We start from the raw sequence: 21,630 nt of genomic DNA, 5'->3' as shown, positions 1-21,630 counted from the left end.
TCAGAACTTCAGCAGGTTGGCGTCGTCGACCGAGGTCGAGCGGCGGGCGCGGAAGATGGTCATGATGATGGCGAGACCGACGACGACCTCGGCCGCGGCGACCACCATGGTGAAGAACGCGAACACCTGACCATCCAGATTCGCATGCAGCCTTGCGAAGGTGACGAAGGCGAGGTTCACCGCGTTGAGCATCAACTCGACGCACATGAATACGACGATGGCATTGCGCCGCAGTAGGACTCCCGCGGCGCCGATTGTGAACAACAGCGCGGACAGGAACAGGTAGTTCTGGGGGTTCACCGTATGCCTTCCTCGTCAGCTCTGTGGGGAATCGTCGGCGGGCGCGTGGTTTTCGGTCCCGTCGGGTTTGCTCGTCGAGCCGACCGAGATGACGGCCGCTTCGGTGAGCGCGCGGGTGCGGCGGTGGCGCAGGATGGTGCTGACCGACAACTCTTCGAAGGACCCGTCCGGCAGCCTTGCCGGAATGTCGACCGCGTTGTGCCTGGCGTAGACGCCCGGCGTGGGCAGCGGGGTCGCGCGGCGGGAGGGATGCAGCGGGTCACCCATACTGCGGAACCGGCGCTGGGACATTTCGCGCTGACCGAGGCGCTGCCCGAACTGCTCGCGGTGCGCGAGCACCATGGCGCCGATGGTGGCGGCGATGAGCAGTGCGCCGGTGAGCTCGAAGGCCCACACATAGCGGACGAAGATCAACTCGGCCAGTTCGCCGATCACGTCACGGCCAGCGAATCCGGTGGCGGGATAGGCGATTCCGGAGTTGCGAATGCCGGAGGCGATGCCGCTCGTGAGCAGCAGACCGAAGCCGAGACCGACCGCGGCGGCGGAAAGCCGTTGCCCGCGAATGGTTTCGCGCAGTGATTCGGCCGAGTCGACGCCGACCAGCATCAGCACGAAGAGGAACAGCATCATCACGGCGCCGGTGTAGACGACGATCTGCACCACGCCGAGGAACAGGGCGTCCTGGGCCATGTACATGCACGCGAGCGCGATCATCGTCGACGCGAGGCACAGCGCCGAATGCACTGCCTTTGGCGCGAAGACCATGCCGAGCGCGCCGATCACCGCCAGCGGGGCGAGGATCCAGAAACTGATGGCCTCACCGGTGGAAACTCGGGTGAGTGGCTCGGCGGCGAGGATCAACTCGTTCACAGCGCGCCTCCTTCCGCGCCCGCGGTGGCGGGCAGCCTCGGGGGAGTTGGTTCCGCTTCGGCGGCGCCACCCGGCACGTTGCCTCGGTAGTAGTCGCCTTCGTCGGCGCCGGGATACATCGCGTGCGGTGGCGCGCTCATGCCCGGCTGCATCGGGGCGAGCAGCTGATCCTTCTCGTAGATCAAATCTGCTCGATTGTCGTCGGTCATCTCGTATTCGTTGGTCATCGTCAGCGCCCTTGTCGGGCACGCTTCGATGCACAGACCACAGCCGATGCAGCGCAGATAATTGATCTGATACACCCGGCCGTAGCGTTCACCGGGGGAGAAGCGCTCCTCCTCGGTGTTGTCCGCGCCCTCGACGTAGATGGCGTCGGCCGGGCAGGCCCAGGCGCACAGCTCGCAGCCGATGCACTTCTCGAGTCCGTCGGGGTGCCGGTTGAGCTGATGGCGACCGTGATAGCGCGGCGCGGTCGGCACCTTCTGCTCCGGGTAGAACTCGGTATTGGCCTTCTTGAACATCGTCGAGGCGGTGACAACGAACCCGGCAAGCGGGTCAAGCAGTCCGGGTTTCGGGGTGGGCTGCGCCAGCGACGGGTCCGGCATCGGCGGTGTCGGGAACCCGAGGAATACCGCGGATCCGCTCGCGCCGGATACCTCGGGGCTCGGTTCCTCCTCCGGCGGTGGCATGCCGCCCGCGCGCCCTGCCCGCAGGAACATTCCCACTATCAGCCCGGAGATGATCAGCCCGCCGATGACCAGCGCGGGCGTCTGGACGTGGTAGCCCTCGGCCTCCAATACGCGGGCCGTGGCAACCAGCATCACCCACAGCAGCGAGGTCGGAATCAGCAGCTTCCAGCCGAGATTCATGAACTGGTCGTAGCGCAACCGCGGCAGCGTGCCGCGCAGCCAGATGAACACGAACAGGAATGTCCACACCTTGAGGGTGAACCAGAGCACCGGCCACCAGCCGGAGTTGGCGCCGTCCCACATGCTCAGCGGCCACGGTGCACGCCAGCCGCCCAGGAACAGCGTGGTCGCCAGCGCGGAAACCGTTGCCATGTTGATGTATTCGGCGAGCATGAACATCGCGAACTTGAGCGAGGAGTACTCGGTGTGGAAGCCACCGACGAGTTCGCCCTCGGCCTCGGGCAGGTCGAACGGCGCCCGGTTGGTCTCGCCGACCATCGACACGCAGTAGATGAGGAACGACGGCAGCAGCAAGAAGACGTACCAGGTGCCCTCCTGCGCCTTGATGATGCCGGAGGTGGCCATGGTGCCGCTGAGCAGGAAGACCGTCGCGAAGCACAGCGCCATCGCGATCTCGTACGAGATCACCTGCGCCGTCGAGCGCAAACCGCCCAGCAGCGGGTAGGTCGAGCCCGACGACCAACCGGCCAGCACGATGCCGTACACGCCGACCGAGGTGATGGCGAGGATGTAGAGCACGGCGACCGGCATATCGGTCAGCTGCAGCGCGGTGCGATGTCCGAGGATCGACACCTCCGGCCCGAACGGGATGACCGCGAACGCCATCACGGCGGGAATCACCGAAATGATCGGCGCCATAATGAAGATCGGCTTGTCCACGATCGTCGGGATGATGTCTTCCTTGAGCGCCATCTTCACGCCGTCGGCGATGGCCTGCAGCGTGCCCTTGGGGCCGACCCGGTTCGGGCCGACGCGCATCTGCATCCACGCGACGATCTTTCGCTCGAGATAAACCGCCATCAAGGGGGTGAGCAGCAGAAAGCCGAAGATGGCGAGGGACTTTCCGATCACGAGCCACAGCGGGTCGTGACCGAAGAGGGACAGATCACTCATGACGGTGTTCCTTCATCCTCTCGTCCGCACGTCGCAGATGAACCACGCCGCCCGGTTGGGTGGCGAGTTGTTCGAAGACCGAACTTCCCGGCGAGTTCAGCGGCAGCCAGACCACCCGGTCGGGCAGGTCGGTGATCATCAGCGGCAGTGTGACGGTGCCGCGGTCGGTGACAACGCTGATCGGATCGTCTTCGGCGGCACCGATTTCGGCGGCGGTGGCCGGGGACAGGCGCACCACCGGCGGGCGCGCGATGCCCGCCAGATTCGGTTCGCCGTCCTGCATCCGGCCCTGGTCCAACAGCATTCGCCAGCCCGCGAGGACAGCCGTGCCCGGTTCGGGCTGGGTGACCGGGTGCGCGCGATGCGCGGGCGGCGCGACGGGCGGGCCGTCCCAGACGCCGAGCTCGGCGAGTTCGGCACGTGCGGCGGCGGTATCGGGCAGGCCGAGAGGCACTTTCATCTCGTCCGCGATCGCCTGCACCACCCGCTGATCGGACAGCGGCGCCGCCTCGCGGCGCACGGTGGAGTCGCGCAGTGCGGCGTCGAACGGCCGCGCCCGGCCCTCCCAGGAACGGAAGGTGCCGGACTTCTCCATCGCCGACGCCACCGGGAACACCACGTCGGCGCGATCGGTGATGGCACTGTGGCGCAGTTCCAGACTGACCACGAATCGGGCGGCGTCGACGGCGGCGAGCGCGGCCTGCGGGTCCGGCAGATCGGCGAGGTCGACACCGCCGATGACGAGCGCGCCGAGGGTGGGCGCGGCCTCCAGGATGGCGGCGGTGTCACGCCCGACGGTCACCGGCAGGTCCGGCACATTCCAGATTGCCCGAACCTGTTGGCGAGCACGAGGATCCACGACCGGGCGGCCGCCGGGGAGCAGGCCGGGCAGTGCGCCCGCCTCGACCGCACCGCGCTCACCCGCGCGCCGCGGCACCCAGGCCAGGGCCGCGCCGGTCTCGTCGGCGAGCCGGACGGCGGCCGAGAGCGCACCGGGGATTCCGGCGAGCCGCTCGCCGACCATGATCACCGCGCCCGGCTGCCGCAGCAGCCGCGACGCCTCGGTCACTTGCGCGGAATAGATTCCGGCGGTGGCGATTTCGCCGGTGCGCAGTGTGTCGAACAGATGCGGCTCGGCGCCGGGCATCGCCTGCAGCAGGGTGCCGGACATGCGGTCGAGACCGCGGGAGGCAAAGGCGGCCAACGAGTAGACGGGCAGTCCGCGCTTGCGGGCAGCCTTGCGCAGCCGCAGGTAGACGATCGGTGATTCCTCTTCGGGCTCGAAGCCGGCCAGCAGGACGATCGGTGCCTTTTCCATACTGTCGTAGTCGACGGTGACGCCCTGCCCGGCGATGCGGGCGGCAAGGAAATCGGCCTCCTCGACCGAATGCACCCGGGTGCGGAAGTCGATGTCGTTGGTGCCGAGGGCAATTCGCGCGAACTTGGCATAGGCGTAGGCGTCTTCCTCGGTGACGCGGCCACCGATTAGCACACCGGCGCTGCCGAACGCGGCGGCCAAGCCTTCCGCGGCGGCGGCGAGTGCCTCCGACCAGGAGGCCGGGGCGAGGTTCCCGTCCCAGCCGCGCACCAGCGGTGTGGTCAGCCGGTCGCGTTCGGTGGCATAGGCGAATGCCCAGCGGCCCTTGTCACAGTTCCATTCCTCGTTGACCTGCGGGTCGTCGCCCGCAAGGCGGCGGAGCACCTTGCCGCGGCGATGGTCGGTGCGCTGCGCGCAACCGGACGCGCAGTGCTCGCAGACGCTCGGGCTCGACACCAGGTCGAACGGGCGGGCGCGGAACCGGTAGCTGGTGCCGGTGAGCGCGCCGACCGGGCAGATCTGGACGGTGTTGCCGGAGAAGTACGAGTCGAGCGGCTCGGCCTGTGCGATGCCGACCTGTTGCAGCGCACCACGCTCCATGAGCTCGATGAAGGGATCACCCGCGATCTCCTGGGAAAAGCGCGTGCAGCGGGCACAGAGCACACAGCGTTCCCGGTCCAGCAGCACGGCCGTGGACAGCGGAATAGGCTTCGGGTAGGTGCGTTTCACGCCGTCGAACCGGGTTTCGGGCCGACCGCTCGACATCGCCTGGTTCTGCAGGGGGCATTCGCCGCCCTTGTCGCAGACGGGGCAGTCGAGGGGGTGGTTGATGAGCAGCAGCTCCATCACACCCTCTTGCGCCTTGTCGGCGACGGCGGAGGTGAGCTGGGTGCGCACGACCATGCCGTCGGTGACGGCCATCGTGCAGGAAGCGACCGGCTTGCGCTGGCCCTCCACCTCGACGATGCACTGGCGGCAGGCGCCGACCGGGTCGAGCAGCGGGTGGTCGCAGAAGCGCGGGATCTGGATGCCGATCAGTTCGGCGGCCCGGATCACCAGCGTGCCCGCGGGCACGCTGACGGTGGTGCCGTCGATGGTCACGGTCACCAGGTCGGCGGGGACCACCCCGCTGGTATTCGCGTTCACGGTGGCAGTCATCGGACTCCTTCGGCCCAGGCGGTCGAGCGCGCGGGATCGAACGGACAGCCGTCGAGGCGCAGATGGTCGATGAACTCCTCGCGGAAGAACTTCAGGGAGGAGATGATCGGGCTGGCGGCGCCGTCACCGAGGGCGCAGAACGACTTGCCGTTGATGGTGTCGCTGATATCGAGGAGCTTGTCCAGATCGGATTCGGTGCCACGGCCCGCCTCGATGCGCTTCAGCAGCTGCACGAGCCAGTAGGTGCCCTCGCGGCATGGCGTGCACTTGCCGCAGGATTCGTGGGCGTAGAACTCGGTCCAGCGCAGGACGGCGCGCACCACGCAGGTGGTGTCGTCGAAGATCTGTAATGCCTTGGTGCCCAACATGGATCCGGCACTCGCGACGCCCTCGTAGTCGAGGGGCACATCGAGGTGCTCGTCGGTGAAGAGCGGTGTCGACGAGCCGCCCGGCGTCCAGAATTTCACTCGATGTCCGGCGCGCACGCCACCGGCGTAGTCGAGGAGTTCCCGCAGGGTGATGCCGAGCGGTGCCTCGTATTGGCCGGGTCGGGCGACATGGCCCGACAGGGAGTACAGCGTGAAGCCCGGTGACTTCTCGGTGCCCATGGACCGGAACCAGGCCGTGCCGTTGAGGATGATCGGCGGCACGCTGGCAATGGATTCGACATTGTTCACCACGGTCGGGCAGGCGTAGAGCCCGGCGACGGCAGGGAACGGGGGCCGCAGACGAGGCTGGCCGCGGCGGCCTTCCAGCGAGTCCAATAGCGCGGTTTCCTCGCCGCAGATGTAGGCGCCGGCACCGGCGTGCACGATCAGTTCGAGGTCGTAGCCGGTGCCGAGGATATTGCGCCCGAGGTATCCGGCCTCGTAAGCCTGGGCCACGGCGGCCTGCAGGCGACGCAGCACCGGCACCACCTCGCCGCGCACATAGATGAAGGCATGCGCCGCGCGGATGGCGTACGCGGCGATGATCACACCCTCGATCAGTGTGTGCGGGGTGGCCAGCATGAGCGGAATATCTTTGCAGGTACCGGGTTCCGACTCATCGGCATTGACAACGAGGTAGTGCGGCTTGATGGTGCCGTCCGGCCCGGGACCCTGCGGGATGAAGCTCCACTTCATGCCGGTCGGGAAGCCCGCACCGCCGCGGCCGCGCAGGCCCGCGTCCTTGACGGTCTGGATGACCTGATCGGGCTCCATCCGCAATGCTTTGCGCAGCGCCTGGTAGCCGTCGTAGCGATGGTAGGTGTCCATCGTCCACGACCGCGGGTCGTCCCAGTATCGGGTGAGTACCGGAGTCAACGTCATATCAGGCGCCCTCCATATTCGGTTGCGGCGCAGGCGGATTCATGTTGTGTTCCTGGGCGACGCGCAGGCCGGCCAAGGTGGCCTCGCCCGCCGGGCCGTCCACGGCGCCGGGTCGCTCGTCGGGGAATCCGGCCAGGATGCGCGCGGTCTGCTTGAACGTGCACAGTGGCGCGCCCCGGCTCGGGGTCACCTGCTCGCCCGCGCGCAGCGAATCCACCAGTGCCTGGGCGGATTCCGGGGTCTGGTTGTCGAAGAACTCCCAGTTCACCATGACGACCGGCGCGAAATCGCAGGCCGCGTTGCACTCGACATGTTCCAGCGTGATCGAACCGTCCTGCGTGGTTTCACCGTGCTGGATGCCGAGGTGCCGCTGCAGGGTGGCGAGAATGGCGTCGCCACCCATCACCGCGCACAGCGTGTTGGTGCAGACTCCGACGTGGTAGTCGCCGGTCGGGGTGCGCCGGTACATCGAATAGAAGGTGGCCACCGCGGTCACCTCGGCGCCGGTCAATCCGAGCTGGTCGGCGCAGAATTCGATGCCGGTGCCGGTGACGTACCCCTCTTCGGCCTGCACCAGATGCAGCAGCGGCAGCAGCGCCGAGCGTGGGTGCGGATAGCGGCCGATGATTTCCTTGGCGTCGACATCCAGGCGTTCGCGCACATAGGGCGGGAACGGCTCGGGCCGAGTGGTCAGCTTCAACAGAATCTCACTCATCGGTCCACTCCGCCCATGACAGGGTCGATGCTGGCGACCGCCGCGATCACGTCGGCGAGCATGCCGCCCTCGCACATTGCCGCCACCGCCTGCAGATTCGTGAACGAGGGGTCGCGGTAGTGCACCCGGAAGGGTCGGGTGCCGCCGTCGCTGACCATGTGCACGCCCAGTTCGCCGCGCGGCGATTCGACGGCCGTGTACACCTGCCCCGCCGGGACTCGGATGCCCTCGGTGACGAGTTTGAAGTGGTGGATGAGTCCCTCCATGGACGTGCCCATGATCTTGCCGATGTGCTTGGGGGAGTTGCCGAGACCGTCCGGGCCGATCGAGAGGTCGGCGGGCCAGGCGATCTTCTTGTCGTCCACCATCACCGGACCAGGCCGCAACCGGTCGAGGCACTGTTCGACGATCTTGAGCGATTCCTTCATCTCCTCCACCCGGATCACGTAGCGGCCGTAGCAGTCGCAGCCGGTGGTGGTGGGAATGTCGAATTCGTAGGTCTCGTAGCCGCAGTAGGGCTGGGCCTTGCGCAGGTCGTGCGGCAGCCCGGTGGAACGCAGCACCGGACCGGTGATACCGAGCGCCATGCAGCCGGTGAGATCCAGATAGCCGACGTTCTGGGTGCGCGCCTTCCAGATCGGGTTGGCGGTGAGCAACTTCTCCATGTCCCGCAGCCGCTTGGGCATCAGTTCCAGCAGCTCGCGGACCTTGGTGACGCCGTCGTCCGGCAGGTCCTGGATGAGCCCGCCAGGTCGGACGTACGCGTGATTCATGCGCAGGCCGGTGATGGTCTCGAAGACGTCCAGGATCAGTTCGCGTTCTCGGAAACCGAACAGCATCGGGGTCAGCGCGCCCAACTCCATGCCGCCGGTGGCCAGCGCAACCAGGTGCGAGGAGATGCGGTTGAGCTCCATGAGCATGACCCGGATGACGGTGGCCCGCTCGGGGATCTGTTCGGTGATATCCAGGAGCTTCTCGACGCCGAGGCAGTACGCCGTCTCGTTGAAGAACGGCGACAGATAGTCCATGCGGGTGACGAAGGTGACGCCCTGCGTCCAGTTCCGGAACTCGAGATTCTTCTCGATTCCGGTGTGCAGGTAGCCGATTCCGCAGCGTGCCTCGGTGACCGTCTCGCCCTCGATCTCGAGGATGAGCCGCAGCACGCCGTGCGTGGACGGGTGCTGCGGACCCATATTGACGACGATGCGCTCTTCGCCCGCACCGTCGAGGGACTCGGCGACCTGGTCCCAATCCTGTCCGGCCACCGTGACCACGGTTGGCTCAGCAGGCGACGGCGCTGTTCCTTCAGCGGGGTCTTGCCCGGCGTCATCTGCGACGTCGGGCCGAATGTCGGTCTCGTTCATTAGCTGTACGTCCTCCGCTCGTCGGGCGGCGGGATGCGCGCGCCCTTGTACTCGACCGGGATCCCGCCGAGCGGGTAGTCCTTGCGCTGTGGGTGGCCTCGCCAGTCATCGGGCATGGTGATGCGGGTGAGCGAGGGGTGGCCGTCGAAGATGATGCCGAAGAAGTCGTAGGTTTCCCGCTCGTGCCAGTCGGTAGTCGGGTACACGCTGTACAGCGACGGGATATGCGGGTCGGCGTCCGGTACGGACACCTCGATGCGCAGCCTGCGGTTGTGCGTGATCGACATGAGCGGGTAGACCGCGTGCAGTTCGCGGCCCTCGTCATCGGGGTAGTGCACGCCGCTGACGCCGAGGCAGAGTTCGAAACGCAGCGCGGCGTCGTTGCGCAGCGCGAGGGCGACCGTGGGCAGGTGTTCGCGGCGCACGTGCACCGTGAGCTCGCCACGGAACACGACCACCTTCTCGATCGCGGTCTCGAAGCCGAGGCCGGTCGCCGTGAGCGCGGTGTGCAGCGCGTCGACAACCTCGTCAAAGTAGCCGCCGTACGGTGCCGGGGTGCTGCCGGGCAGGGTGACCGGCTGGACCAGCTTGCCGTAGCCGGAGGTGTCACCGCTGCCGCTGACACCGAACATGCCGCGGCGCACGCCGATCACCTCGGCACCCGCGGACGCCGACTCTTCGTCGGGGACAGTGTCTTCCGGCCCAGCGGCCCCGCCCCCCGCCAGGTCTTCCGATGGACGGGTCTCGGTATTGTCCGGGGAGTCGAAGGTCATCGCAGCAGACCCTCCATCCGGATGGTCGGTGTCGATGCCAGCGCGGCCTGCTCGGCGGCGCGGACCGCCTCGTCGCGATTGACGCCGAGCGGCATCTCCTGAATCTTCGCGTGCAGTGCCAGAATCGCGTTGAGCAACATCTCAGGGCGCGGCGGGCACCCGGGCAGGTAGATGTCGACGGGCACGACATGGTCGACGCCCTGCACGATGGCGTAGTTGTTGAACATGCCGCCCGACGACGCGCAGACACCCATCGCCAGCACCCATTTCGGCTCGGTCATCTGGTCGTAGACCTGACGTAACACCGGCGCCATTTTCTGGCTGACCCGTCCCGCGACGATCATCAGATCGGCCTGCCGTGGGGAGGCTCGGAAGGCCTCCATGCCGAAGCGGGCGATATCGAAACGTCCGGCGCCGGTGGCCATCATCTCGATCGCACAGCAGGCGAGACCGAAGGTGGCGGGCCAGAGCGAACCCTTGCGCAGATATCCGGCGAAATCCTCGACCGTGCTCAGCAGAAAGCCGCTGGGCAGTTTTTCTTCGAGACCCATATTGGACTACTTCTCACTTCCACTGTGTCGACTTGACGGCGTGCAGACGACCGACGCGGTATCAGTCCCAACTGAGACCGCCGCGACGCCATTCGTAGGCGTAGGCGACGGAGACGTTGAAGATGAACAGCGCCATCGCGGCGAGACCGAAGAGACCGAGCGCATCGAAGTGGACAGCCCACGGGTAGAGGAACACGATCTCGATGTCGAAGATGATGAATAGCATCGCGGTGAGGTAGTACTTCACCGGAAAGCGTTGTCCGGTAATGTTTCCCGGCCCGCCCGCGACGGCGTGCGGTGTCGGCTCGATGCCGCACTCGTACGCCTCCAGTTTGGCCCGGTTGTAGCGTTTCGGGCCGATAAGGGCGGCCATCACTATGGAAAAGACCGCGAACGCAGCGCCGATCGCGCCGAGCACAAGCGTCGGCATTTCGATATTCACTACTGCACTTCCCCTCCTGCGAGCTGGAGTCAGCGTGTCGGGTGAGCGCGGGTTCGGTGGGTAGAGACCTGCCGTAGCGGGTCTCATGCCGCGTCCGCACTCATGTGAGCTAGGGCACACACTACAACTGGCGCACCTGGGTGAGCCCTGTTTCGAAGCGGTCTTTGATCGAATTCGCGACTGCTATTTATGACTGACACGGGGGTAATCGAGATGTCGTCACGTGACAATCAGTGCACCGTAATGAGGGCTTCACCTGGTATTTCGGCGGATGCCGGATTCAGGGATGCAAAAAATAGTCCCGGCGCTTGCCGGGACTACGGGGTGTGGTTCGGGTCAGGCCGCGGAGCGGTTGCGCAGTAGCGCGACGACGGCCTCGGTCAGCCGGATCGGATCGATCGGGTGCGCGACGGCCGCCTCGGCTCGTGACCAATTCGCGAGCCAGGCGTCGTCCGGACGGCCTGTGAGCACGAGAACCGGTGGGCACCGGTCGATCTCGTCCTTCAGCTGCTTGGCGATGCCGAGCCCGCCTGCCGGCGCTGCCTCGCCGTCCAGGATGGCCAGGTCGATACCGCCCGCGTCCATCTGGTCGATCACCACCGGCGCGGTGGCGACCTCGAGGTACTCCAGTCCGGGTAGCTCAGGGTGGGGGTGTTTGCCCAGCGCCAGCATGACCTGGCGCCGAGTATCGGCGTCGTTGCTGTACACCAGGACCCGCAGCGGGGTCGAACGAACCGTATCGGCCACGGAGGGGATAGTACGTCGGAGAGGGCGCCCGCCGTGGCAGGTTGGCATAGATTGCTTCGCGCGTCGCGAGAGGTTGCGGATCGCAAGAGTTTCATAAGTGCCCGCCGGTAGTCTCCGACACATGCGGGGAGATATCACCCAGGCCCTCGTCGATACCGACGTCTGGACCGACGACATGATCGGCGCCGCCGGGATCCCGGTGATCGACGTACCGTTCGTGACCATCGGCAGCGGGATCGGATCATTCGTCACCTATGACGCACTCCGAATCTACGGGGTGCCTGCCGCATCGATGGCCGTACTCGGCCCACAGCAGGTGCCGTGGTCGTCCTACGAGTACCTCACGCGGGTCTCGCAGATTCCCCGCGGTGAGCGGCTGCGCAGCGATTCCAGCTCGACGCCGGACAATATGTGGGGTTTCCCTTCGTACGCGGTGCGTGAGGCGATCGCGGACAGATCGATCAAACCGCTCTGGAATGTGTTTGTCGAGCCGATTTTCGCCAACTACTACACGCCGAAGGCGGGGCAGGCGTTCGTGGCGATGGAGCGCGAATTCCATCGCATCGATTATGCGAGCTCTTTACACAAAGGGCACGTTCGCATGGTGCGCAAACGCAACGGCGGCGGCTATTTCACGATCCTCACCCCGCCATCGGGCCGGACGCCGACCAAGCGGCTGGCCTTTCGCAGCAACTATGTCCATATCGGTGTGGGATATCCGGGTTTGAAGCTGCTGCCGGATCTACAGGAGTATCGGGAGACATATCGCGATCCGACTCGGGTGGTCAATGCCTACGAGCCGCACGAGCACGTCTATCAGGCCTTGCAGCGCAGGGCGGGCTCGGTGATGATCAGGGGCAGCGGCATTGTGGCCAGCCGAGTACTGCAGCGGCTCATCGACGACCGCGACAAGTTCCGTTTGAATACGCAAATCCTGCACTTGTTCCGCACCTATGTGGCCGGGGCGCACGGCCCGAATGTCTTCAACAGGCGACGAGGCGGTGACGGCTGGGCGTATCAGGGCTTCAACTATCCGAAATCGGTATGGGGCGGGCAGTTGAAGGCAAAAATGCGCGCGCTGCAAGGAGAAGAACGCGCCCGCGCATATAAGGAGTTCAGCGGCACCAATACGCCCATCCGGGATTCGTGGCAGGAACAGCTGCGGCGCGGCCGGAAGGAAGGCTGGTACCAGGTGATGGCCGGGACGGCCCGGGATCTGCGGCCCGCACCGGGGCGGCCCGGCGTGGTCACCACCGTCGATCCGGATCCGAACGCGCCGCTGCCGTTCCCGCCGCCGACCCGGCCGTTCGATATGACGGTGGACTACATTATCGACTGCACCGGGTTGGAGGCCGATATCCGGGAGCATCGGTTGCTGGCGGATCTGCTCGACCATGCCGGGGCGGGACGCAATCCGGTCGGCAGGCTCGATGTGGACACCACCTTCGAGCTCATCGGCACGCGAAGTGGCACCGGACGCGTTTATGCATCGGGTTCCGCGACGCTGGGTGGTCCGTTCGTCGGGGTGGATACCTTTCTCGGCTTGCAGATCGCCGCGCAGGAGATCGCTGACGACCTTGCCGCGGTGGGATTCTGCCATCGCATGGGTCCGCTGCGGTCGACGCGTCAGTGGTGGTCATGGGTGACGAACAAGAAGATTTGACACAATGCTTCCTACCCTGAACGGGCGAATCCAGACCCGTATTCTCTCGCTCGGCATTATCGGATTCGTCGTCGCTCTGGTGATCACACCGGTGTTGCCGACCGGTTCGCTGTCGCTGGGACAGGCCTATCGGGTGACGCTGTCGGTGCTGCTCGGCACCGTTCTCGTCGGCGTGCTGTGGGAATTGCTCTACCATTTTCTGCAACAGTTCCGGTGGGAGAAGGACTGGCCCACGCTGTTCGGATTCGTCACCATCGTCAACGAGGGTGCGCTGATGTGGTTCCTTGTGCACTCCACGACGCTGGTGCTGCCACGAAATCTGCATCCGTCGCTCGCGGCGTTTCTCCTCCAGTTCATCGTGACGTGGATGGTGTTCTGGCTCATCGTGAACGGGCCGATGCGGTTGGTGTTCCACCGGTGGCGGTTGCAGGGCGGGCGATTCCTGTGACCTCGCAGCTGGAAGTGCTGCCGGGCGGTGCGCACCTGGTGGCGAATTCCGACGGGGTGATCATCGTTGTCGCGCATCGTCTCGACACGCCTGCCACGGTGGCATCGCCTGCGGGGCAGGCATTGACGGCGCTGCTCGGGTTGGTGGACGAGGCTGGGCGCAAGGAGAAACGGCCCAGCGGGCGTGTGTTTGCGCGGCTTGCCACGAACTGGTTGATGGGGCTGGACGATGAGGACTCGGTGGAGTTCGGGGTGCTGACCCCGAGTGAGACCGGGCTTGCGGTGTTCCTGCACGGCGGGGTGACAGCGGTGGTCGTCGGCGCCGATCGGTCGGAGGTGTTGCGGGGCAGAGACGCCGGGTTCACGGTCGATCGTGTGGTGATGCCCGCGCCCGCGATCGGGGTCGGGGTGTTCGTGGACGAGGGTGGGGCGAGTCGGGAGTCGCTGCCTGGTGGGCGGGGAATCTACGCGTTGGGTGCGGGGACGGTGCCGGGAGCCGGGGTGGTGCTGTGGTCGGGGGAGTCCGGTGTGGCGGGGAATGCCGCGTCGTCGGAGCGGCCGGTGCTGCGTAAGGGCACTGGGCGGGCGGCCGAGGACGAACGTCAGGCTGTCGCAGCGGAACCCGTCGAGGCGGTGTCGCCTGCGGCCCCGGCGGGATCGGCGTCCGCCTTGGACACCGAGCCCGTTACTCGACCGGACCCGGTGTTCGAGGAGGATTTCGAGGAGACCTTGGTGCCAGCCGCAGAGGTGGTGGCTCGCGCCGTTGCCGAGGCGGCCCGCGGAGTCGGCCCCGGCGCCGTCGTCAAGGGCTTCAAGTGTTCTCGTCATCATCTGAACGATCCGCGGGTGTCGTTCTGTGCTGTCTGCGGGATCCGGATGGATCAGTTGACCTGCGTGCTGACCGACGGTGTCCGGCCGCCGCTCGGCTTGCTGCTGCTCGACGACGGCACCTCGATCGTGCTCGACACCGATTGCGTGCTCGGCCGGGAACCGGAGCATGCCGATGCGGTGGCGCGGGGCGCGCGGCCGATCCGGCTGGCGGACAGCTCGGGTGGAATGTCGCGGGCGCACGCGGAGATTCGACTCGTCAACTGGGACGTCACCGTGGTCGACCACGGCTCCGCCAACGGGACCTTCGTCAGGCGGCCCGGCCAACAGGAGTGGACCCGTACGATTCAGGGACATCCGACCACGCTCGTCGCCGGCGCGCAGGTACTGCTCGGCGGTCGCGTGCTGACGTTCGATTCACAGCACACTCAGTTCTGAGCCGCGCGGTGCCGCATCCGCACAACCCTGGACCACGGTGCCCGACCCGGCTTGCGCGGGTCCGGCTGCCGCAGGTAGGTGAACGGCCGCAGGAACCATGGCGCCCGATGGAACTTTCGGGCGTGCACCAATAGGTGCTCGACCTCGAGCGATTGCCAGCCGAGGTCGTCGAAGAACGCGATGCCGTTCGCGGGTTCGAAACGCAGTGGCGCGTTCTCGAAGATCGACGCGTTGCTGCGCATGCGTTTCATGCCGACGGTGATGTCGGCCAGCCACCAGGCAATCTCGGGGCGAGCCAATGCGCGGGCCAGATCGGCGACGGTGTCCTCGTCGAGGTACATCAGCAAACCCTCGGTCAGCACCAGTGCCTTGGTGGTGGTCGCGGCATTCGGACCGAGCGGACCGAGCGCCTCGTCGAGGAACTTCGCGCGAGCGTCGGTGTCGGCAAGATCCACTCCGCGGCGAATCAGAGCGCAGCGGGGCGTCTCGGTGGCCAGCGCGGTGCCCTTTTCCGCGGTTATCGCCGGCAGGTCAGCCTCTACCCACACGAAGTCTTCCGGCAGGTTCAGGCGATAGGGCCGAGTGTCGAGACCGGCGGCGAGATTCAACACCCGATCGCAGCCCTGCTGGATCGAGGTCGCGATGAGATCGTCGATGAGTTTGGTCCGAGTGACCACCGGCCAGCCATTGCGCATGATCCGTGGTGCGGCCGCCGCCATGGCATGTCCACGTTCTCCGGCCAGTCGATCGGCGAGCGGGTCGCGAAAGAGGGCATCCGGTCGCGCGCTCTCGACAGCGCGATACGCCGCCACCCAACGCGCGGTATCGGACACGTTCGATATCAGCGGGTCCTCGCCAGCCATGCGGGCAGTCTTGCACAGCACGGTGCCGGACCCGGGGAAGGCCACACCGCTACCCGCGTTAACGATCCGACACGGATATTCACCGGCTTGTAACAGCGAACCCCGCTGCTCAGGCCGTATGTGGTCCACAATCGTCACAGCAGGCTTCGCAACCCGACGACTTCATAGTCGCTGGATCGCCGATCGGGTGGGGTCCGGGATGTGCACGCCCCCCGGACCTCACCGCCCGATCATTCGTGGCCCGCTTCGATGAGCTCGAGTACCTCGGATGTCGGGCGCACATCTCCGAATGACCGATAGATGGTGTGCAGTGTGGCGTTGTGCTCGTAGTCGCGTGGCGCGGCATCGGCGTCCGCCACCGGAATCCGAGCGTGCTCGCATCGCGCGCCGAGGATCAGTGCGGTGCGCCGCGGGTCGAGCCGGGTAAACGCGAACCGCCTGCCGCGGTGCCGCCTCCTGACGGGCGCACCAGCGCTCCTCGATCATCCAATCATGGTGCATGGCAGTAGCTTCGGCTCCCATTTGGCACCTTCGTTTTCTTATGTCCAAGCGCGGCAATGGATCTGAACCATGCTGGCGACACAGCCCGCCGGTCGATACTGCAACAGCGCGCGAGAGAGTGCGTTGTAGACCACACCGACGCTTGGTGTCAAGATCGATCAAGTACCTACCGGTGAGTTCGAAATATGTTCCCAGACTGGGGAATTGGGAGGTTGACGCGTGATGGCAAAAGATCGAATCTGATGCAGGAACAACATTATGCCGGGGTCGACCGGCCCCGGTGGATGTCCGTTGCGAATCGAGGTACGAACATGACTGCAATGATCAACGCACCCAAGGCGGATTTGACGGATCCGACCCAGGCTCCGCCCGCGGACTTCGACACGACCAACCTCGAGGAGAACCTGCGCTGGGGGCATCTGTTCTGGCCCGGTTCCTCGGCGCTGACCGAGGATCAGATTGCCGATCGGGTGGAGCGCTACCGGGCGTCGCTGCAGCGGTACCGCGCGAGCGGCATGCAGGGCAACTACCTCCCCGACGACCTCGAGGTCGATTCGGCGTGGCATGCGCATCAGTGTGACCCGGTCGGGTACCTCGAGTTCTGCAACACCTACTTCGGTGGCATCCTGGCTCATAACGTCCAGCTCTGTGTGTGTAACCTGGTCGATCCCGACGAGGCGCCCACGGCGAAATAGGCGCGAAAAACGTTGAGGGCGGCGGCTGTTCGCAGCCACCGCCCTCATGTGCTCGGATCGGTCAGAATTCGGCCGTGCTGAGTGCCGGGCACCCAAGGGTGCGCGGCGCTCCGGCCCCGCTCGACGCGGAGTTATTCCTGTTGCTCGCGGGTGGTTGCGGGCGGTGCGTGCAGGTGCGCCTTCAGTTCGATGTGCGCCTTCAGTTCGGGGATGCGCTCGACCTCGACCATGACGGTGGATTCCTCGTCGTCCGTCGACGAGGTGTGCTCCGGAATCGGAATATTCTCTGGTACACCGTATCCGGGCATGCTCCACAGCTGCGGTGGCAATGGATCGCTGCCGTCGTCGGGCCAAAGACGGATCCGCCATCGGTCCCCGGGAGTGGTGCTTCCCGGCCACCCGTAGTTCAGGAAGCCGGTCCCACTGACCTCGAGCAGATACGCGCCCTCCGGTACCTGGGCAGCGTCGATCATATCGAGGGTCGGTGATTCGAGAAACAGCGTTCCAACATCGCCGATCTGCAACCGCGCTTCGCACACTTGCTGCCAGGCGTCACGATCGGCCGGTGGGCGGGCGTCCCATACCTGCACCGTCACCGGCATAGCGAAATTGTTCTGGTGCGGGCTGAGCACCATCACCGTGATGCCGTCTCCCGCACACGGTCGCGATGCCATCGCTTGGTCGAGCAGTTCCAATTCGTAGTAATCAGATCGGTTATCCAGATCGCCCGCGCCGCCACTGATAAGGAACTGCCCGTAGTCCATCGCCAGCTCCGCGGTCTGTTCGCTGACGAGGCTCGCCCGGTTGCTCATGGATTCATGCTCACATATGGCACCGGTGCTGCCTTTCCGGTGCGAAGAAGCTGGGGATGTCGGTCCGAGACCGGTAACGCAGCGATGTCGTGACCTCACCCCGGGTGGAAGGCGGCTGCGCCGACCTCTGCCGGGTCGAGGATGTGGGCGAGGAACAGTCGAGTGGTTGGCGTGGGGGTTCGGGTTGTGATGGCGTGCCATGGACGGTCGAGTGGAGTGCCTTGTACCGGAAGTGCTTGCAGCAGACCAGTTTCGAGGTCACCGACGAGGGCATCGCTGTGCATGAGGGTGACGCCGAGACCCTCGCGGGCTGCGGCAAGGACTGCGCCGTGGCTGCCGAGGGTGAGAGTGGGTGGCGTGATTTCGAGTCGGTCGAGCAGGTTCAGTGTGGCGTCTCGGGTACCGGAGCCGCGGCCGCGCAGCAGCCAGGTGCTGCGGAGTGGGTCGGGGCAGTGTTCGGGGGCGCCGACCACGACGAGTTGGCAGGCTCGCCGGCCACGGATGACGAGGCCGGTGTCGCGTGGGGGACGGCCTGCGATGACGAGATCTGTTTCGTGGTGGTGCAATTCGAGGAAGAGGACATCGCGGGGGTGGACCGACAGGCTCAGCTCGATGTCGGGGTAGCGGTTGCGGAAAGACGCGAGCAGTCGTAGCAGCACGTATTCACCGGCGGTGGCGACGACTCCGATACGTAGCCGCCCTGTCTCGGCGCGGCGGACCGCCGCGTGTGCTTCCTTCATGAGCCCGAGGATGGTGCGGCAGTACTCGGCGTAGACCCGCCCGGCCTCGGTGAGCATGATGCCGCGACCGGATTTGGTGATGAGCTTCGCGCCGAGTTGCTTCTCGATGTGCGCGACCGCCGCGGACACGGCCGCCTCGGTGATGTGCAGCTGGCTTGCGGCGCGGCGGATGCTGCCCTGGCGAGACACGGCCAGGAATGTTTCCATCCGCGACGCACTCACCATACCCATATTCCACGGTACCAAACTCAAAGAAACCGTTGAGTATTCGGAGAAACAATCAAATTGTTTGTCGTCGTCCACCCCGTCATCCTGGAAATCGCAAGGCGCACACCCTCAGGATCTGGAGGAATGATGGCCGAGGAAACCGAACGGGACCGCTGGGATCCGGGTGTCCAATCCTATGCATCGATGGGGTATTACGCGCCGGACTATGAGCCGAAGGACACCGATGTCCTCGCCGTCTTCCGGGTCACGCCACAGCAGGGCGTCGATCCGATCGAAGCGGCGGCCGCGGTCGCGGGCGAATCATCCACGGCAACCTGGACCGTGGTGTGGACTGACCGGCTGACCGCGCACTCGCGCTATCAGGCCAAGTGCTACCGGATCGATGAGGTGCCAGGACGGCCGGGGGAGTACTTCGCCTACATCGCCTATGACCTCGACCTGTTCGAGGAAGGCTCGATCACCAACCTCACCTCGTCCGTCATCGGTAACGTATTCGGCTTCAAACCGCTGCTGGCGCTGCGGCTGGAGGACATGCGCATTCCGGTCGCCTATGTCAAGACCTTCCAGGGTCCGCCGCACGGCACTGTCATGGAACGGGAATACCTCAATAAATACGGCAGAGCGCTGCTCGGTGCGACGGTGAAACCGAAACTCGGTCTGTCTGCACGCAATTACGGCCGAGTGGTCTACGAGGCGTGCAAGGGTGGCCTCGATTTCACCAAGGACGACGAGAACATCAACTCGCAGCCGTTCATGCGGTGGCGCGATCGGTACCTGTTCGCCATGGAGGGCGTCAACCGTGCCATGGCGGAGACCGGCGAAATCAAGGGCCACTACCTCAATGTCACCGCGGCGACGATGGAGGACATGTACGAACGCGCCGAGTTCGCCAAGGAACTGGGCAGTGTCGTGATCATGATGGACCTGACAGTGGGATACACCGCTATGCAGTCCATGTCGCACTGGGCGCGGCGCAACGGTCTGTTGCTGCATCTGCACCGGGCCGGTCATTCGACATACACACGGCAGAAGACGCACGGTGTCAGCTTCCGGGTACTGGCCAAATGGTGCAGGCTGATCGGGGTCGACCACCTGCACGCGGGGACCGTGGTCGGGAAGCTGGAGGGTGATCCGGCCACCACCCGCGGCTTCTATGACACGTTGCGGGAGAACCACATTCCCGCCAACCTGGGCAACGGCATCTTCTTCGATCAGGATTGGGCGAGCCTGCCCGGTGTGATGCCGGTGGCCTCCGGGGGTATCCACGCGGGCCAGATGCATCAGTTGGTCGATCTGTTCGGTGACGATGTGGTGCTGCAGTTCGGTGGCGGCACCATCGGTCACCCGCTCGGCATCGCGGCAGGCGCCGAAGCCAACCGGGTGGCGCTGGAAGCAATCGTCAAGGCTCGCAACGAGGGTCGCGATCTGCTGAAGGAAGGCCCGGATGTGCTGCGCAAGGCGGCCGAATCCTGTCGGCCCCTCGATGTCGCGCTGGCGACCTGGGGCGATGTCACCTTCGACTACACCTCCACCGATGCCCCGGACGCCGTGCCGACGGCAAGCCACTGAGGCCGAAATCTCCGAAGGACGTGCCATGTATCTGCGTCAGGGAACCTTCTCGTACCTGCCCGAACTCACCGATGCGGAGATCGCCGCGCAGGTGCGCTACGCGCTGCTGAACAACTGGCCGGTGTCCATCGAATACACCGATGACCCGCATCCGCGCAATGCCTATTGGGAAATGTGGGGGCTGCCGCTTTTCGATCTCGACGAGCCCGACGGCGTGCTGGTCGAGCTCGACGCCTGCCGGAAAACCTTTCCGCGACACTATATTCGGCTGCTGGCCTATGACGCCCGCTACGGCAGGCAGACCACGGCACTGAGCTTCCTGGTGCAGCGGCCCGCCGACGAGCCGGGGTTCCTGCTGACCCGCAACGAAGGAGCCGATCGGCGGCAGACCTACGGTCTGCATTCCTATGCCACCAACGACCGTCCTGGGACGCGGTATGGCGGTTGAGCGGGCCGGCGGTTTCCGTTTGCACCGGCCTGGGGTCGACGATCCCAGGCCGGTTCGGGCGGTGCCGCCCGAGGCAGTAACGCTCGAAGACGCGGACGCCGAGGTCCTCGACGATGCCGCGGTGCTCGACCTGTCGACCGATATCGCGGGCAATGACGTCGAGGACGTACTGACCAGGCTCGACGCGGAGCTGGTCGGCTTGGCGAATGTGAAGCTGCGCGTCCGGGAGATCGCGGCGCTGCTGCTGGTCGACCGGGCGCGTCAGCGATTCGGGCTGCGGGCGTCGCGGCCGACCATGCACATGAGCTTCACCGGGGGGCCTGGCACCGGCAAGACCACCGTCGCGCTACGGATGGCCGAAATGTTGTACGCCCTCGGCTACATCCGTAAACCGAAGGTGCACACCGTAACCCGAGACGACCTGGTCGGTCAGTTCATCGGGCACACCGCACCGAAGACGAAAGAGGCACTGGCGAAGGCGGCTGGGGGTGTGCTGTTCATCGACGAGGCCTACTACCTGTTCCGTCCCGAAAACGAACGGGACTACGGGCAAGAGGTTATCGAGATCCTGTTGCAGGAAATGGAAAACGAACGTGCGAGTCTGGTCGTGATTTTCGCGGGCTATGCGGATCGGATGGAGCGTTTCTTCTCCGCGAATCCGGGGCTGTCGTCGCGGGTTGCGCATCATCTCGAATTCAGCGACTACACCCACGATGAGCTGTTGGGGATCGCCGAGATCATGGTGGCGCGGGACAACTTTCAATTCGACGAGCCCGCGCGATCGGCCTTCGCCGAATACCTCGCGTTGCGCATGCGCAGGCCGCGGTTCTCCAACGCGCGCAGCGTCCGCAACGCGCTCGATCGGTGCCGACTGCGCCAGGCCAAACGCCTGGTCGAGCTGCGGCGACCGCTCACCAAGACCGACCTGATCACGCTGACCGACCGAGATATATACGGCAGCAGCGTGTTCGGGGCCGCAAAGCTGCCGGACGGGCCGACCGCAAGGGCCCCCGCCTGACGAGATCGA

The 21,630-nt window shown here is 65.6% G+C and carries 22 protein-coding genes; 7 read left to right on the top strand and 15 right to left on the bottom strand.

Annotation, left to right across the window (positions count from 1 at the left end; all coding sequences use genetic code 11):
- The 11 genes from nuoK to ACFQZZ_RS04820 form a co-directional block, all read right to left on the bottom strand.
- Positions 1-300: an NADH-quinone oxidoreductase subunit NuoK gene (gene nuoK, locus ACFQZZ_RS04870; protein WP_218468988.1), complete on the bottom strand. Its 300-nt coding sequence runs from the start codon at positions 298-300 to the stop codon at positions 1-3.
- Positions 301-315: 15 nt separating this feature from the next.
- Complete coding sequence (locus tag ACFQZZ_RS04865; protein WP_378674525.1) at positions 316-1,170, bottom strand: NADH-quinone oxidoreductase subunit J; 855 nt, start codon at positions 1,168-1,170, stop codon at positions 316-318.
- On the bottom strand, positions 1,167-2,993 hold the full coding sequence (gene nuoH / locus ACFQZZ_RS04860) for an NADH-quinone oxidoreductase subunit NuoH (RefSeq protein ID WP_378674522.1): 1,827 nt from the start codon (positions 2,991-2,993) through the stop codon (positions 1,167-1,169). The genes ACFQZZ_RS04865 and nuoH overlap by 4 nt, the downstream gene beginning before the upstream one ends.
- A complete protein-coding gene (locus ACFQZZ_RS04855; protein ID WP_378674519.1) occupies positions 2,986-5,469 on the bottom strand; it encodes an NADH-quinone oxidoreductase subunit G in 2,484 nt (827 codons plus the stop codon). Before ACFQZZ_RS04855 ends, nuoH begins: the two co-directional genes overlap by 8 nt.
- Positions 5,466-6,779, bottom strand: coding sequence for an NADH-quinone oxidoreductase subunit NuoF (gene nuoF / locus ACFQZZ_RS04850; protein ID WP_378674516.1), 1,314 nt, complete (start codon positions 6,777-6,779; stop codon positions 5,466-5,468). The genes ACFQZZ_RS04855 and nuoF overlap by 4 nt, the downstream gene beginning before the upstream one ends.
- 1 nt (position 6,780) lies before the next feature.
- Positions 6,781-7,494, bottom strand: a complete 714-nt coding sequence (gene nuoE / locus ACFQZZ_RS04845) for an NADH-quinone oxidoreductase subunit NuoE (protein WP_378674513.1) — start codon at positions 7,492-7,494, stop codon at positions 6,781-6,783.
- Entirely contained in the window at positions 7,491-8,858 is a 1,368-nt protein-coding gene (gene nuoD / locus ACFQZZ_RS04840; protein WP_378674510.1) for an NADH dehydrogenase (quinone) subunit D, read from the bottom strand. The genes nuoE and nuoD overlap by 4 nt, the downstream gene beginning before the upstream one ends.
- Positions 8,858-9,631 (bottom strand): NADH-quinone oxidoreductase subunit C, encoded by a 774-nt coding sequence (locus ACFQZZ_RS04835; protein ID WP_378674507.1) that lies wholly within the window; start codon positions 9,629-9,631, stop codon positions 8,858-8,860. The genes nuoD and ACFQZZ_RS04835 overlap by 1 nt, the downstream gene beginning before the upstream one ends.
- A complete protein-coding gene (locus tag ACFQZZ_RS04830) occupies positions 9,628-10,182 on the bottom strand; it encodes an NADH-quinone oxidoreductase subunit B family protein (protein WP_328402372.1) in 555 nt (184 codons plus the stop codon). Before ACFQZZ_RS04830 ends, ACFQZZ_RS04835 begins: the two co-directional genes overlap by 4 nt.
- Before the next feature lie 61 nt (positions 10,183-10,243).
- A complete protein-coding gene (locus ACFQZZ_RS04825) occupies positions 10,244-10,612 on the bottom strand; it encodes an NADH-quinone oxidoreductase subunit A (protein WP_378676367.1) in 369 nt (122 codons plus the stop codon).
- A 348-nt stretch (positions 10,613-10,960) separates the two neighbouring features.
- Positions 10,961-11,296, bottom strand: a complete 336-nt coding sequence (locus tag ACFQZZ_RS04820) for a hypothetical protein (protein ID WP_378676365.1) — start codon at positions 11,294-11,296, stop codon at positions 10,961-10,963.
- 196 nt (positions 11,297-11,492) lie between these two features.
- On the opposite strand from ACFQZZ_RS04820, the gene ACFQZZ_RS04815 reads away from it, so the two are divergent.
- The 3 genes from ACFQZZ_RS04815 to ACFQZZ_RS04805 are packed head-to-tail and all read left to right on the top strand — an operon-like array spanning position 11,493 to position 14,747.
- Positions 11,493-13,034: a hypothetical protein gene (locus tag ACFQZZ_RS04815; RefSeq protein WP_378674503.1), complete on the top strand. Its 1,542-nt coding sequence runs from the start codon at positions 11,493-11,495 to the stop codon at positions 13,032-13,034.
- Positions 13,035-13,038: 4 nt separating this feature from the next.
- Positions 13,039-13,482 carry a hypothetical protein gene (locus ACFQZZ_RS04810; RefSeq protein WP_378674500.1) on the top strand — a complete coding sequence of 148 codons (444 nt, stop codon included), beginning with the start codon at positions 13,039-13,041 and terminating at the stop codon, positions 13,480-13,482.
- Positions 13,479-14,747: an FHA domain-containing protein gene (locus ACFQZZ_RS04805; RefSeq protein ID WP_378674497.1), complete on the top strand. Its 1,269-nt coding sequence runs from the start codon at positions 13,479-13,481 to the stop codon at positions 14,745-14,747. The genes ACFQZZ_RS04810 and ACFQZZ_RS04805 overlap by 4 nt, the downstream gene beginning before the upstream one ends.
- On the opposite strand, the gene ACFQZZ_RS04800 is transcribed toward ACFQZZ_RS04805, so the two are convergent.
- The gene (locus ACFQZZ_RS04800) at positions 14,738-15,610 is read right to left on the bottom strand and encodes a class I SAM-dependent methyltransferase (protein ID WP_378674495.1); all 873 of its coding nucleotides are present in this window, start codon (positions 15,608-15,610) and stop codon (positions 14,738-14,740) included. The two genes, ACFQZZ_RS04805 and ACFQZZ_RS04800, sit on opposite strands and share 10 nt — an antisense overlap.
- A gap of 230 nt (positions 15,611-15,840) precedes the next feature.
- Positions 15,841-15,969 carry a hypothetical protein gene (locus tag ACFQZZ_RS04795; protein ID WP_378674493.1) on the bottom strand — a complete coding sequence of 43 codons (129 nt, stop codon included), beginning with the start codon at positions 15,967-15,969 and terminating at the stop codon, positions 15,841-15,843.
- A gap of 453 nt (positions 15,970-16,422) precedes the next feature.
- On the opposite strand from ACFQZZ_RS04795, the gene ACFQZZ_RS04790 reads away from it, so the two are divergent.
- Positions 16,423-16,806: a hypothetical protein gene (locus tag ACFQZZ_RS04790; RefSeq protein WP_378674491.1), complete on the top strand. Its 384-nt coding sequence runs from the start codon at positions 16,423-16,425 to the stop codon at positions 16,804-16,806.
- A gap of 131 nt (positions 16,807-16,937) precedes the next feature.
- On the opposite strand, the gene ACFQZZ_RS04785 is transcribed toward ACFQZZ_RS04790, so the two are convergent.
- A complete protein-coding gene (locus tag ACFQZZ_RS04785; protein WP_378674489.1) occupies positions 16,938-17,618 on the bottom strand; it encodes a hypothetical protein in 681 nt (226 codons plus the stop codon).
- A 95-nt stretch (positions 17,619-17,713) separates the two neighbouring features.
- Entirely contained in the window at positions 17,714-18,583 is an 870-nt protein-coding gene (locus ACFQZZ_RS04780; protein WP_378674486.1) for a LysR family transcriptional regulator, read from the bottom strand.
- A 129-nt stretch (positions 18,584-18,712) separates the two neighbouring features.
- On the opposite strand from ACFQZZ_RS04780, the gene ACFQZZ_RS04775 reads away from it, so the two are divergent.
- Genes ACFQZZ_RS04775 through ACFQZZ_RS04765 form a run of 3 tightly spaced genes read left to right on the top strand, consistent with a single transcriptional unit; the run spans position 18,713 to position 21,621 of the window.
- On the top strand, positions 18,713-20,155 hold the full coding sequence (locus tag ACFQZZ_RS04775) for a form I ribulose bisphosphate carboxylase large subunit (protein WP_378676362.1): 1,443 nt from the start codon (positions 18,713-18,715) through the stop codon (positions 20,153-20,155).
- Between the two features lie 25 nt (positions 20,156-20,180).
- Entirely contained in the window at positions 20,181-20,603 is a 423-nt protein-coding gene (locus tag ACFQZZ_RS04770; RefSeq protein ID WP_378674483.1) for a ribulose bisphosphate carboxylase small subunit, read from the top strand.
- Positions 20,593-21,621 carry an AAA family ATPase gene (locus tag ACFQZZ_RS04765; protein ID WP_378674481.1) on the top strand — a complete coding sequence of 343 codons (1,029 nt, stop codon included), beginning with the start codon at positions 20,593-20,595 and terminating at the stop codon, positions 21,619-21,621. Before ACFQZZ_RS04770 ends, ACFQZZ_RS04765 begins: the two co-directional genes overlap by 11 nt.
- Positions 21,622-21,630 lie beyond the last annotated feature (9 nt).

It is taken from the genome of Nocardia sp. GCM10030253, from assembly GCF_042675075.1.
Lineage (GTDB): Bacteria > Actinomycetota > Actinomycetes > Mycobacteriales > Mycobacteriaceae > Nocardia.
Note: the sequence above shows the minus strand (reverse complement) of the source record. Positions and strands in the feature narration are given on the sequence as shown.

Bases quoted from the DNA above. Each gene is read 5' to 3' on its own strand.
- nuoH (WP_378674522.1), bottom strand. From the start codon at position 2,993: ATGAGTGATCTGTCCCTCTTCGGTCACGACCCGCTGTGGCTCGTGATC.
- ACFQZZ_RS04855 (WP_378674519.1), bottom strand. From the start codon at position 5,469: ATGACTGCCACCGTGAACGCGAATACCAGCGGGGTGGTCCCCGCCGAC.
- nuoF (WP_378674516.1), bottom strand. From the start codon at position 6,779: ATGACGTTGACTCCGGTACTCACCCGATACTGGGACGACCCGCGGTCG.
- nuoE (WP_378674513.1), bottom strand. From the start codon at position 7,494: ATGAGTGAGATTCTGTTGAAGCTGACCACTCGGCCCGAGCCGTTCCCG.
- nuoD (WP_378674510.1), bottom strand. From the start codon at position 8,858: ATGAACGAGACCGACATTCGGCCCGACGTCGCAGATGACGCCGGGCAA.
- ACFQZZ_RS04835 (WP_378674507.1), bottom strand. From the start codon at position 9,631: ATGACCTTCGACTCCCCGGACAATACCGAGACCCGTCCATCGGAAGAC.
- ACFQZZ_RS04830 (WP_328402372.1), bottom strand. From the start codon at position 10,182: ATGGGTCTCGAAGAAAAACTGCCCAGCGGCTTTCTGCTGAGCACGGTC.
- ACFQZZ_RS04825 (WP_378676367.1), bottom strand. From the start codon at position 10,612: ATGCCGACGCTTGTGCTCGGCGCGATCGGCGCTGCGTTCGCGGTCTTT.
- ACFQZZ_RS04820 (WP_378676365.1), bottom strand. From the start codon at position 11,296: ATGCTGGCGCTGGGCAAACACCCCCACCCTGAGCTACCCGGACTGGAG.
- ACFQZZ_RS04815 (WP_378674503.1), top strand. From the start codon at position 11,493: ATGCGGGGAGATATCACCCAGGCCCTCGTCGATACCGACGTCTGGACC.
- ACFQZZ_RS04810 (WP_378674500.1), top strand. From the start codon at position 13,039: ATGCTTCCTACCCTGAACGGGCGAATCCAGACCCGTATTCTCTCGCTC.
- ACFQZZ_RS04800 (WP_378674495.1), bottom strand. From the start codon at position 15,610: ATGGCTGGCGAGGACCCGCTGATATCGAACGTGTCCGATACCGCGCGT.
- ACFQZZ_RS04790 (WP_378674491.1), top strand. From the start codon at position 16,423: ATGACTGCAATGATCAACGCACCCAAGGCGGATTTGACGGATCCGACC.
- ACFQZZ_RS04785 (WP_378674489.1), bottom strand. From the start codon at position 17,618: ATGAGCAACCGGGCGAGCCTCGTCAGCGAACAGACCGCGGAGCTGGCG.
- ACFQZZ_RS04780 (WP_378674486.1), bottom strand. From the start codon at position 18,583: ATGGTGAGTGCGTCGCGGATGGAAACATTCCTGGCCGTGTCTCGCCAG.
- ACFQZZ_RS04775 (WP_378676362.1), top strand. From the start codon at position 18,713: ATGGCCGAGGAAACCGAACGGGACCGCTGGGATCCGGGTGTCCAATCC.
- ACFQZZ_RS04770 (WP_378674483.1), top strand. From the start codon at position 20,181: ATGTATCTGCGTCAGGGAACCTTCTCGTACCTGCCCGAACTCACCGAT.
- ACFQZZ_RS04765 (WP_378674481.1), top strand. From the start codon at position 20,593: ATGGCGGTTGAGCGGGCCGGCGGTTTCCGTTTGCACCGGCCTGGGGTC.